The 12,248-nt window shown below is 62.0% G+C and carries 8 protein-coding genes and 1 tRNA gene; 3 read left to right on the top strand and 6 right to left on the bottom strand.

Annotated features, from left to right (window positions below):
- Positions 1-280: 280 nt before the first annotated feature.
- On the top strand, positions 281-1,420 hold the full coding sequence (gene chrA, locus BN1127_RS19360) for a chromate efflux transporter (RefSeq protein ID WP_042650534.1): 1,140 nt from the start codon (positions 281-283) through the stop codon (positions 1,418-1,420).
- 71 nt (positions 1,421-1,491) lie between these two features.
- Here chrA and msrB read toward each other — a convergent pair whose 3' ends face one another.
- The 4 genes from msrB to malQ all read right to left on the bottom strand — a co-directional run bounded on the left by msrB (position 1,492) and on the right by malQ (position 8,531).
- Positions 1,492-1,884 carry a peptide-methionine (R)-S-oxide reductase MsrB gene (msrB, locus tag BN1127_RS19355; protein ID WP_005324585.1) on the bottom strand — a complete coding sequence of 131 codons (393 nt, stop codon included), beginning with the start codon at positions 1,882-1,884 and terminating at the stop codon, positions 1,492-1,494.
- Positions 1,885-1,940: 56 nt separating this feature from the next.
- Positions 1,941-4,082 (bottom strand): glycogen debranching protein GlgX, encoded by a 2,142-nt coding sequence (gene glgX, locus BN1127_RS19350; protein WP_042650533.1) that lies wholly within the window; start codon positions 4,080-4,082, stop codon positions 1,941-1,943.
- Positions 4,082-6,259 (bottom strand): 1,4-alpha-glucan branching protein GlgB, encoded by a 2,178-nt coding sequence (gene glgB, locus BN1127_RS19345; RefSeq protein WP_042650532.1) that lies wholly within the window; start codon positions 6,257-6,259, stop codon positions 4,082-4,084. The genes glgX and glgB overlap by 1 nt, the downstream gene beginning before the upstream one ends.
- A gap of 82 nt (positions 6,260-6,341) precedes the next feature.
- Positions 6,342-8,531: a 4-alpha-glucanotransferase gene (gene malQ, locus BN1127_RS19340; RefSeq protein ID WP_042650531.1), complete on the bottom strand. Its 2,190-nt coding sequence runs from the start codon at positions 8,529-8,531 to the stop codon at positions 6,342-6,344.
- A 345-nt stretch (positions 8,532-8,876) separates the two neighbouring features.
- Between malQ and gap the strand changes: the two genes are divergently transcribed.
- Positions 8,877-9,872 carry a type I glyceraldehyde-3-phosphate dehydrogenase gene (gene gap, locus BN1127_RS19335; protein WP_005324581.1) on the top strand — a complete coding sequence of 332 codons (996 nt, stop codon included), beginning with the start codon at positions 8,877-8,879 and terminating at the stop codon, positions 9,870-9,872.
- 108 nt (positions 9,873-9,980) lie between these two features.
- Positions 9,981-10,847: a D-hexose-6-phosphate mutarotase gene (locus tag BN1127_RS19330; protein WP_042650530.1), complete on the top strand. Its 867-nt coding sequence runs from the start codon at positions 9,981-9,983 to the stop codon at positions 10,845-10,847.
- A gap of 70 nt (positions 10,848-10,917) precedes the next feature.
- Here the strand turns inward: BN1127_RS19330 and nadA are convergent, their stop codons facing one another.
- The gene (gene nadA, locus BN1127_RS19325; protein WP_042650529.1) at positions 10,918-11,991 is read right to left on the bottom strand and encodes a quinolinate synthase NadA; all 1,074 of its coding nucleotides are present in this window, start codon (positions 11,989-11,991) and stop codon (positions 10,918-10,920) included.
- A gap of 153 nt (positions 11,992-12,144) precedes the next feature.
- A tRNA-Val gene (locus tag BN1127_RS19320) sits at positions 12,145-12,220 on the bottom strand.
- Between the last annotated feature and the right edge of the window lie 28 nt (positions 12,221-12,248).

Genomic DNA, 12,248 nt, shown 5'->3' with positions numbered 1-12,248 from the left:
TGGCCGGACGCTGCTATCTGTCGCAGTCGGGCCAGCCGCTCTAATCCCCACCCCCTGCTGGTTGAACGGGCGTTGCTACATGCCAGCGGCAACCCCATCCGCTGAATAAGCCCGCTGGCCGGTCTGCCAGCCATGCCCCAATGCCCCTCGCCAGCAGGGTGGCGAGGGGATCATCAGCCAGCAGTGAGTCAACCGGCAACTCAGCCCGAATTGTCATAAAAAAGTCATCACTTTGTCATATCATCCCTGCCCATATCCAATGACAACAGGGGAGTGAGCGGTGGGGCAGGTATTCCTTCAATTTTTGTGGCTGGGCTGTATCAGCTTCGGTGGGCCGGCCGCCCATATCGGCTACTTCCAGCGCACCTTCGTCACGCGCCTGGGCTGGCTCAGCCAAGCCGAGTTTGCCCAGTTGCTGGCCCTGTGTCAGCTGTTGCCCGGCCCGGCCTCCAGCCAGCTCGGCTTCGCCATCGGTCGCCATCGGGCAGGCCTTGGAGGGGCGCTCGCCGCCTTTGCGGGTTTCACCCTGCCCTCTTTCCTGCTGTTGCTGGTCGCCGCCATCGGCATGGGCCAGCTTGGCAACAACCTCTGGCTGGATGCCGCCCTGCACGGCCTCAAGCTGCTGGCACTGGTGGTGGTCGCGGATGCGGTGCTCACCATGAGCCGCCAGTTCTGCAAGACGGCGCTGCAACAAGGTGTCATGGTGGTCACCGCCGCCGCACTCTGGTGGCAGCCTGGCCTCCTGACCCAGCTTGCCATGCTGCTGGGGGCTGCCCTGCTCTGCGCCCAACGGGAGGAAGCCAGCGCCCCTCCTGCGCCGCCAGGAGCCCGCCATTCACCCCACTGGCCAACCTTGATGCTGTTTGCCCTGCTGTTTGTCGGCTTGCCCCTGCTGGTTCAGGGCCCCGCCAGTCAGTTGGTCGCCGATTTCTATCGGGCCGGCAGCCTGGTGTTCGGCGGCGGCCACGTGGTACTGCCCCTGTTGCAGGAGAGCGTCGGTCACAGCCTCAGCCAGCAACAGTTCATGACCGGCTACAGCCTGGCCCAGCTGGTGCCCGGCCCCATGTTCACCCTGGCCACCTACCTCGGCGCCCAGCTGTTGCCTGCCGCGCCGCTGGCGGGCGCCCTGCTGGCGACCCTGGCACTCTTCCTGCCGGGCTTCCTGCTGCTCTGGGCCATGGGCCCCTGCTGGCAACGCTGGCTGGCCCACCCTCGCCTCGCCGGCGCCGTAGCCGGCATCAATGCCGCCGTGGTGGGGCTGTTGCTGGCCGCCCTCTATCAACCTGTGTGGCAGAGTGCCGTGCTGGCCCCGACCGATCTGGCGCTGGCCGCCATCGGTTTCTATCTGCTTCGCGTCATCAGGTTGCCCATACTGGCGCTCGCCGGCCTGCTGGCGGGAGCGAGCCTGCTGCTGATCTGACGGGTCAGCGCAGACCGCATAAAAAATGGCGCCTCCGCGAACGGAGGCGCCATTTTTCATCCCGGGGGATCTCAGGGGTCGGGGGTGGGTTCGAAGTCCAGGCTCAGGCTGTTGACACAGTAACGCTGGCCGGTCTCGGTCGGCCCATCCGGGAAGACGTGCCCCAGATGGGAACCACACAGGCTGCAAGTGATCTCCACCCGTTTCATGCCGTGGCTGCCATCTTCGGTATAGGTCACTGTCCCCTCGATGGCCCGATCGAACGAGGGCCAGCCGCAGCCGGAGTCAAACTTGGCATCCGCATGGAACAGTACGCTCTTGCAGCAGACGCAGAGGTAGTCACCGCTCTTGCGATTGTGCAGCAGGGCGCCACTGTAAGGGCGCTCTGTGCCCTTCTCCCAGCAAACGTGAAACTGTTCGGCACTCAACTTGCTGCGCCATTGCTCGGGATTGTTGCCCTTCATACTGACTCCTTGCCTTTTATCACGGCGCCCAGCATACCCACTAGGGCGCCCCGACTCTACCCCGCCAGCGGGAACTGTGATCCCGTTGGCAACACGGCGGCAACATCCGGCGTGGCCACCACCCCTTCCTTGGCCAGCGCCACCGCCGGCAGCGCGACCCGCTCCAGCAGCTTGAGGGAGTGGGCGCGCCCGACCGCCACCTGCCGCTTGATGTCGTCAGGCAGGAAGGGCAGGCCGTCGTTGGTGGCGGTGTCTATGGTCTGGATCCACTCCAGCCCCTCCCCCGGCGGCGGCAGGCGGAACTGGATGTCGTAGTCGCTGGCGTTGAACAGCACATACCAGCGCTCCCCACCGCACGTCAGCATGCCGATGTCCATGGCGAACGCCTGCCCCATGGGGGCGTGCCAGTCCTGATCGGTGAGTTGGTGGCCATCGGGGTGATACCAGTTGACGCTGTGACAGCTGGTCGCCTTGCCATTCCACTCATCGTCACTGAGTTGCAGGTTGGCGAAGACCCCGGACTCCGCCCGCAGCGCCATCATCTGGCGGGTGAAGGCGAGCAGCCGTTCATCCTCCGGCCGCAACTGCCAGTTGACCCAGCTTATCTGGTTGTCCTGGCAATAGGCGTTGTTGTTGCCAAGCTGGCTGCGACCCATCTCGTCCCCGGCCAGGAAGTGGGGCGTGCCCTGGGAGAGCAGCAGGGTGGCAATGAGGTTGCGCTTCTGCTGCTGGCGCAGGTTGTTCACTCTGGGGTCCAGGGTCGGCCCTTCCACCCCGTGGTTGTAGGAGAGATTGTTGCCGTGGCCGTCTCTGTTGTCTTCGCCGTTGGCCTGGTTGTGGCGCTGGTTGTAGGAGACCAGATCCTCCAGGGTGAAGCCGTCGTGATAGCAGAGGTAGTTGACGCTGGTGTGGGGGGAGCGCCAGTTCTTCGGGAAGAGATCCCGCGACCCAGCCAGCCGGGTGGCAAAGTCCCCCATCTTGCCCGCATCCCCGCGCCAGAAGGCGCGAACGGTATCGCGATAGCGGTCATTGATCTCCAGCCACTGGCTCGGAAACTGGCCGAGGCGATAGCCGAAGGGGCCGATATCCCAGGGTTCGGCGATCAGCCGCACCCGCGCCAGCACGGGATCCGCCAGCATGGCCTTGAAGAAGGCGCTCATGGGATCGAATTCCCCCGCCTCCCGCGCCAGAGTGACCGCGAGATCGAAGCGGAAACCATCCACCTGCATCTCGGTGACCCAGTAGCGCAGGGCATCGAGCACCAGTCGCAGGCTGTTGGGGTGATCCAGATTGACGCTGTTGCCACAGCCGGTGACGTTGGCGTGACGGTGATAGTCCGGGCCATGGGCCCCGGTCTCGAAGGCGTAGTAACCCGCGTTGTCGAACCCTTTGAGCGACAGCATGGGGCCATCGGCACCGGATTCGGCGGTGTGGTTGTAGACCACATCCAATATCACCTCGAGCCCGGCACGGTGCAGCTCGCGCACCATGGTCTTGAACTCGGTCACTGCCTCTCCCGCGCCATAACGAGGCTCCGGGGCGAAGAAGGCAATGGGGTTGTAGCCCCAGTAGTTGGTCAGCCCAAGCTGTTCCAGCCGAGGCTCCGACATGAAGGCGGCCACCGGCATCAGCTGCACCGAGGTGACCCCCAGCGACAGCAGGTGTTCGATCATCAGCGGATGGCTGACGCCGAGGTAGGTGCCCCGCAGCGCCTCGGGCACCCCGGGATGCTGACGGGTGAAGCCCTTGACGTGGGTCTCGTAGAGCACGACCCGCTCGGGCGGGATGCCAGGCTTGCCGATCCCCTGCCAGTCGAAGGCATCGTCCACCACCACCGACTTGGCCACCATGGCCGCGCTGTCCCCCTGATAGAGGTCGTCATCCCAACGGGTCGCCCGGCTGAGCGCCCTGGCATAGGGGTCGATCAACAGCTTGTCGGGGTCGAACAGCATGCCCTCCTGGGGCGTGCCATGGACCCGGTAACCGTAACGCTGACCAGCCCGCACCCCGCGCACATAACCGAAGCGGTATTGACCGCGCTGGCCGGGCAGGGCCAGCCGGACCAGCTCCTGCTCCTGCTCGTCGAACAGACAGAGTTCCACCTTGTCCGATTGGGGGGCCCAGACGCAGAAGTGGCAGCCGGCCTCGTCGAGCCGGGCCCCCAGCGGGTAGTCCACCCCATTTTCCATTACAAACATCAGGACTCCTGTTTGATGAACAAGGTCGCGAGCGGCGGCAAGTCCAGCACTATGCTGTGCGCCATCCCCTGCCAGGGGGTCGGCTCGGCGACGAAGGTCAAACCCACATCATAGTTGCTGCCCCAGTAATGCTCGCTATCGGTGTTGAGCACCACGGCATAGCGACCCGCCGTCGGCACCCCGAGGCGATAGGCAAGGCGCGGCACCGGGGTGAAGTTGGAGGCCACCATCAGCGGATTGGCCCCCTGCTTGTCGGCGCGCAGCCAGGCGAAGATGCTGTTGTCGGCATCATTGTGATCCAGCCAGCGGAAACCACTGCGCTCATAATCCGCCTGATACAAGGCAGCTTCATGACGATAGAGCCGGTTGAGATCGCGGATCAGCCGTTGCTGGCCGCCGTGCTTGGGGAATTGCAGCAGGTGCCAGGGCAACTGGGCATCGTGATTCCACTCGTTGCTCTGGGCGATCTCGGTACCCATGAAGTTGAGCTTCTTGCCCGGATGACCATACATGAAGCCCATGTAGGCCCGCAGGTTCGCGGCCTGCTGCCACTCGTCACCGGGCATCTTGTAGAGCAGGGAGTGCTTGCCGTGCACCACCTCGTCGTGGGACAGGGCCAGGATGAAGTTCTCGTCATAGTGATAGACCATGGAGAAGGTCATCTCGTTGTGGTGATAGCGGCGGTGGATCGGCTCCTTCTGCATGTAGCTCAGGGTGTCGTGCATCCAGCCCATATTCCACTTGAAGCCAAACCCGAGGCCACCGAGGAAGGTGGGTTTGGAGACCCCCGCAAAGGCGGTGGACTCCTCGGCGATGGTCATGGTGTGGGGATACTTGCCGTACACCTCCTCGTTGGTCCACTTGAGCAGGCTGATGGCCTCGTAGTTGTGGTTGCCCCCGTCGACGTTCGGCACCCACTCACCGGCGTTGCGCGAATAGTCCAGATAGAGCATGGAGGCCACCGCATCCACCCGCAGGCCGTCGATGTGGAACTTGTCGAGCCAGAACAGGGCGCTCGCCACCAGGAACTGGCGCACGTTGTTGCGACCGAAATCGTAGATGTAGGAGTTCCAGTCCGGGTGCCAGCCACGGCGCGGATCCTCGTACTCGTAGAGCGGGGTGCCGTCGAAGCGGGCGAGACCGTGGGCATCGGCCGGGAAGTGCGCCGGCACCCAGTCGAGGATGACGCCGATACCAGCCTGGTGGCAGGCGTCGACGAAATACTTGAAGTCATCGGCACTGCCGTAGCGACTGGTGGGGGAGAACATGCCCACCGGCTGATAGCCCCAGGAGCCGCTGAAGGGGTGCTCGGAGACCGGCATCAGCTCGATGTGGGTGTACCCCATCTCGGTGACGTAATTGACCAGTTCCACCGCCAGCTCGCGCCAGTTAAGGCTGTCGCCGTTGGGGTGACGCTTCCAGGAACCCACGTGCAGCTCGTAGATGGAGAGTGGCTGCTCCCGCTTGTCGTTGCGCTGGCTCTCGCACCAGTCGGCATCCTGCCACTGGTACTGCTCGTGGTCGTGGATGACGGAGGCGAACGACGGATACTGCTCGCAGTAGAAGCCAACCGGGTCGCTCTTGTGGGGCAGGCGGTTGCCCATGGGGTCTTTGAGCTCGAACTTGTAGCGATCTCCGGCCTTGAGGCCCGGCACGAACAGCACCCAGTGACCGCACTGGCTGCGCTGCATGGGGTGGCGACGGCCATCCCAGAAGTTGAAATCGCCGATCAGGCTCACCGCCGTGGCGCTCGGCGCATAGACGGCGAAGCGCACCCCTGCCACCCGCTGGCCGAGATGCTCCACGGTGCGCAGTTGGGCGCCCAGGGTGTGGTAGAGGTTTTCCGGCTGGAAGCTCAGCTCCGCCAGACCTTCCCAGGCGGCTGCCTGGAATTGATAGGGGTCGATGGATTCGGCACTGGCATCGGGGTAGCTGGCGATCAGCTGATAGGGAAAGGGATTCTTGCGGCGAGTGAAAACAGTTTCAAAAAAGCCCGCTTCGTCGGCGGAGGTCAGGGTGGCAACTATCTTGCCTGACTTGAGATCCCTGACCCGGACCTCGAGCGCATCGGGCAACCAGGCCGTCAGTTTCAGGCCTGGCCCATCCGGTTTGGCCAGCAGGCCTAAATGGGAGAAGGGATCGGCACAGCGGGCGGCAACCAAACGTTCAACGGGCATCGACATTTCCTTTCATGGCTGAACATCCGCTCCGGCCTGGGCCGAAGCGGATGAAAGTGAGTCACATGTTGACAGCAGAGGCTCAACGACTGGCCTCATCACGGGCCTGGCTCATCTTGCCCGCCAGCGCCTTGAGCGCCTCATCGGCAAAAATATCTTCCAGATCCTTTGAAAGCTTGCGACGCCAGTTCGGGTATTCGTAACTGGTGCCCGGCACGTTGACCGGCTTGTCCATCTCCAACCAGTCTTCCAGCTGGGTGCTGAACAGGGCACAGCTGCCGCGGGACATGTGCAGTTGCAGGCCATGGTTGAGTTCGGTGTTCATCCCGACCCAGTTCACGTCATGGCTGATATTGCCAGAGATGACCCCATGGGCATGCAGGCTGTCAAGGATCCGCTGCTTGGCCTGGTGGCGATCAGCATACAGGGTCTTGAGTACCTCTTCATCCGGGTACAGGCCCAGCTCGCGACCCAGCGCCAGATCGTCACAATGCCAGAAGCCCTTGAGGGTCGGCATGTCGTGGGTGGTCAGGGCCGACATCGCCTGCTCGGTATAGTGCGCCGGAGAGATGAAGCCGCCGTCCCCCTTGGATCGCTCGAAGAAGAACACCTTGTAGGAGTGGACGCCATTTTCTTTGAGGGTGACGTCTATGCCTTCCGGCACGGTACCGAGATCTTCACCGATCAGCAGGCACTGGTTGCGGTGGGACTCGAGGGCAAGTATCCCCAGCAGATCGTTGACCGGATAGTAGATGTAGGCGCCCTTGGCGGCAGACGCTCCGGGCGGTACCCACCACAGGCGCAGCAAGGCCATCACGTGATCGATGCGCAGCGCGCCGCAGGCACGCATGTTGGCGCGGAACAGATCCACCATGGGCTGATAGGCCGCCTCGAACAGCTGGTTCGGATTCATCGGGGGCAGGCCCCAGTTCTGACCGAGGGGGCCCAGGATGTCGGGGGGAGCACCGACCGAGGCTTTCGGACAGTAGAGGTCCCGGTTGGCCCAGATCTCGGTGGAGCCTTCGGAGACGCCCACCGCCAGATCCCGATAGATCCCCATCACCATGCCGGCGGCCTTGGCACGGGCATCGGCCTGGGCCAGCTGCTCATCGGCCAGGAACTGCAGATAGAGGTAGAAATTCACGTCCTGTTGGTGTTCGGCCATCCAGGCAGCCACTTCCGGGTTGTGGTAATCACGGAAGGCATCCGGCCAGACCGGCCAGCCCCAGGCATTCTCACCCTTGCCATAGAAATGGGCCTGCAGGGCATCGAACGCTGCCTGCTGTTGCAGGCTGTCGCCACCGGCGACCACGAAGGCATCGAAGGCGGCCTGACGCTCGGCGCTGAGCCTGGCCTCATCGAACACCTGGCGCAGCATGCCGATCTTGGTCTGGATGACGCCGGTGTAATCCACGTTCTCCTTGGCCCGCAGGGAGGCCAGATGCTGCTGGAAAGCCGGGCTCGCCACATCGGCCTTGAGCCGATCGTTGGCGAGAAACTCCGGCACCGCCTCCACATTGATGTAGGCCACGTTGAGCCAGCGACGGGAAGAGGGGCTGTAGGGGCTGGCACTCTCGGGATTCGCCGGATAGAGGGCATGGATGGGGTTCAGCCCCACGAAATGGGCTCCCCAGGCGGCGGCCTTCTCGACCAGCTGGCCGAGGTCACTGAAATCACCTATGCCCCAGTTGTGGCGGCTGCGCAGGCAGTAGAGCTGCACACTCGGGCCCCACACCTTGCGGCCATTCGCGATGGGTGCCTGCTTGTAGCAGGACTTGGGCGCGACGATGAGGCGCATGGTAGCGAGCGGCTCGTCGTTGCCCTCTTCCAGCAGCACCAGCCGGTGATAGCCGAGCTCCGGCTGCACATCCAGCGCGACCCTGTAGGCCTGACACTCCATCTCTTCGAATTCGGCGACGCCGACCAGTTCCCCTTCGATGGGGGTCAGCTGGCCGGACAACAGGGCACCCTGCTCCAGCTCTATCTGCCAGTGGAGAGCGTCGTTGACGAACTCGATGGGCAGACGAACCTCGAGGCTGAGGGGGTCGCCACTGCGCACTACCATCACGGGATCCAGAGGCCGCAACCAGTGCTGACGGTGCTCCTGTTCCAACTGTTCGGTCAGGGCTGCCTCGTCGTCGACGCGGTAGCCCATGGCGCCCAGCATGGCGGCCTTGCTCTCTTCGGATACCTGGGCCGGGTGGCCCCAGGCATCAACATACTCGCTGGCGATACCTTTGGCGGCAGCCAGCTGTTCAATCAGGGTGGTCATAGTTTGAGAATTCCCGCTGTGGATTCTATCTACACTATTTGTGATTAATTTTTATGGGTGGTACTTAAACAGTGGCTCTTTGGCCATGCTAAACCGCGCACATTTTTACATATCTCCCCGGCCTGATGTGTGACCGGACAGGCACTATTGTTGATCTCTGCGACCGGATCCGCTGATGATGCATTCGACAAAAGTTGGTAGCCAGTTACATAAAACGAAAATAAATTTCACAGTTTTTCATGATATAGCGCAATTTCGCGCAGATTGTTGGTTGACTCACCGGTGAGTTCTAGTAAATTTACAAACGGAATTTTCTTTGACTACTGAACAGTTAGGTAACCAATTATGACTATCAAAGTAGGTATTAACGGTTTTGGCCGTATCGGTCGTTTCGTTTTCCGTCTGGCCGCCGAGCGTGCTGACATCGAAGTGGTTGGTATCAACGATCTGATCGACGTTGACTACATGGCTTACATGCTGAAGTACGACTCCACTCACGGCCGCTTCAAGGGCACCGTTGAAGTCAAAGACGGCAACCTGATCGTCAACGGCAAAACCGTACGTGTTACCGCTGAACGTGACCCGGCAAACCTGAAATGGGATGCCATCGGTGTTGACGTTGTTGCCGAAGCTACCGGTCTGTTCCTGGACGACGCCACTGCTCGCAAGCACATCGCTGCCGGTGCCAAGAAAGTCGTACTGACCGGCCCGTCCAAAGACGCTACCCCTATGTTCGTCATGGGTGTTAACGACTCTACCTACGCTGGCCAGGACATCGTTTCCAACGCTTCCTGCACCACCAACTGCTTGGCCCCGATCGCCAAGGTTCTGAACGATACCTTCGGTATCGAATCCGGCCTGATGACCACTGTCCACGCTACCACCGCTACCCAGAAGACCGTTGATGGTCCGTCTGCCAAAGACTGGCGCGGTGGCCGCGGTGCGGCTCAGAACATCATCCCGTCCTCTACCGGTGCTGCCAAGGCTGTTGGCGTTGTTATCCCGGAACTGAACGGCAAACTGACCGGTATGGCTTTCCGCGTACCGACTCCGGATGTGTCCGTTGTTGACCTGACCGTCAACCTGAAGAAAGCTGCCACCTACGCAGAAATCTGCGCAGCCATGAAAGCAGCCTCCGAAGGCTCCATGAAGGGCGTGCTGGGCTACACCGAAGATCAAGTGGTTTCCACCGACTTCCTGGGTGAGCGTCAGACCTCAGTATTCGATGCCAAGGCTGGTATCGCACTGAACGACAAATTCGTTAAAGTCGTATCCTGGTACGACAACGAAATGGGCTACTCCAGCAAGGTTCTGGACCTGATCGCTCACATCTCCAAGTAATTTGGGATGCGCAATCGCGTAGCTTGAAAAAAGGCGGCCATTGGCCGCCTTTTTGTATTCTGGACCTGCCGACCTCTTTCTTGAATGTGCGCGAGCACAGGAGTCTCCATGCAACCGACACGTACTCTGACAGCCCACTGTACCCTCAGCCACCCCGCGGATGGCCAGCCTCTGCTGACCATCAACAACGAGCATGCCAAGGCCGAGATCAGCCTGTTTGGCGCCCATGTGCTGCGCTACCAGCGCCACGGCGAACCCGCCTCGCTCTGGCTCAGCGACAAGGCCGTGCTGGATGGCAGCAAGCCGATCCGGGGCGGCATCCCTCTGTGCTGGCCCTGGTTCGGCCCGGCCCCCGCTCGCGTCGGCAGCGGCAAGCCCGCCCATGGCTTCGCCCGCACCAGCCTGTGGACCCTGGATGGAGTCTCCGATCACGGGGATGGCACCCTCGTCCATCTGTCTCTGCGTGACACCGACGCCAGTCGAGCCCTCTGGCCCCACGCCTTCGAGCTGGAGCTGGATGTGCTGGTGGGCAAGGAGCTCTCTCTGGTGCTGACCACCCGCAATACCGGCAAGACTCCCCTCACCTGCAACGCGGCCTTGCACACCTATCTGCAGATAAGTGCCCCAGAGGCCGTCAGCGTGACTGGCCTGGGTGAGCCTTATGCCGACAAGCTGACGGGTCAGGATGGGCAGCAACAGGGGGCGCTGACACTCTCTGCCGCCATGGACCGCATCTACCGCCAAGCCGAGGCCATGGTGATGGTCAAGGACGGCGATCGCACCACTAAAGTGGTGAGCGGCAACCATGACAGCGTGGTGGTCTGGAATCCCTGGGCTGAGGGCGCCACCGCCATGACCGACATGAGCGACGACGGCTACCGCACCATGCTGTGTGTCGAGGCAGCCATCACCGCCGATGCTGGCATCACGGTTGCACCAGACGAGGAGCACAGCTTCTCCACCGTGATCATCTGACGATGTAACAGGCTGATAAATAAAGAGGGCTCCCGCAGGAGCCCTCTTTGCATCTTGTCATCAGAGAAGATCAGGCGTTGCCCTGGGTCTTGAGCTTGAGCTCGGCAGCGAAGTTCAGCATCCGATCCAGCGGGATCAGGGCCTTCAGACGCAGCGCCTCATCCACATGGATCTCGTGACGCTCGGCGCCATCGGTCAGTGCCTCCTTGATCGCCACCAGGCCGTTCATCGCCATCCACGGACAGTGGGCACAGCTGCGGCAGGTGGCACCATCGCCACCGGTCGGCGCCTCCACCATCTCCTTGTCCGGGCAGGCCTGCTGCATCTTGTAGAAGATGCCGCGATCGGTTGCCACGATCAGCTTCTGTTGGGGCAGCTCACGGGCCGCCTTGATGAGCTGGCTGGTAGACCCCACCGCATCCGCCAGTTCGATGACGGAAGCCGGGGACTCCGGGTGCACCAGCACGGCCGCATCCGGGTTCTGGGCCTTGAGCTCACGCAGGGCCTTGGCCTTGAACTCGTCGTGGACGATGCAGTGCCCCTGCCAGCGCAGCATCTGGGCTCCCGTCTTCTTCTCGATATAGGCGCCCAGGTGCCTGTCCGGGCCCCAGATGATCTTGTGACCCTGGCTGTCGATATGCTCGACTATCTCCAGCGCAATACTGGAGGTCACCACCCAGTCGGCCCGTGCCTTCACCGCCGCCGAGGTATTGGCATAGACCACGACTATATGGTCGGGGTGGGCATCGCAGAAGGCGGAGAACTGGTCGATGGGGCAGCCCAGATCGAGGGAGCACTCCGCCTCCAGGGTCGGCATCAGCACCCGCTTGTGGGGGCTCAGGATCTTGGAGGTCTCCCCCATGAAGCGCACACCGGCCACGATCAGGGTCTGTGCGGCGTGATCACGACCGAAGCGAGCCATCTCGAGGGAGTCGCCGACGAAACCGCCGGTGGCCTCGGCCAGCGCCTGGATCTCGGGATCCGTGTAGTAGTGGGCAACCAGCACGGCCTGACGCGCCTCGAGCAGTGCCTTGATCTCGGTGATCAGGGAAGCCTTCTGTTCGGCAGTCAGGGGAGCCGGTTTGACCGGAAAGGGATAGTCCATCTCGATGACCGGAGGGACACTGCTCAGTGCATTGCTCATTGCGACTGTTCCATCAACGCTTGGAAAGGCCAAAATTATAACCAGAAGCCGCGCACAAACCCATCAACAAATCGCGCTCACCAGATAAGGTGCCAGATGAAGCTAAAACAAAAAGGCCCGCATTGGAGTGCGGGCCTTCTTGTTTACAAGTCATGGTGGTCGTTACTGGGCTCGAACCAGTGACCCCCTCCTTGTAAGGGAGGTGCTCTCCCAGCTGAGCTAAACGACCTGGGATAAGGCTAAATGATGGTGGGTCG

This window comes from Aeromonas media, from assembly GCF_000819985.1.
Classification (GTDB): Bacteria; Pseudomonadota; Gammaproteobacteria; order Enterobacterales; family Aeromonadaceae; genus Aeromonas; species Aeromonas media.
The sequence above is the reverse complement of the archived record's forward strand: the minus strand, read 5'-3'. Positions and strand labels throughout refer to the sequence as shown.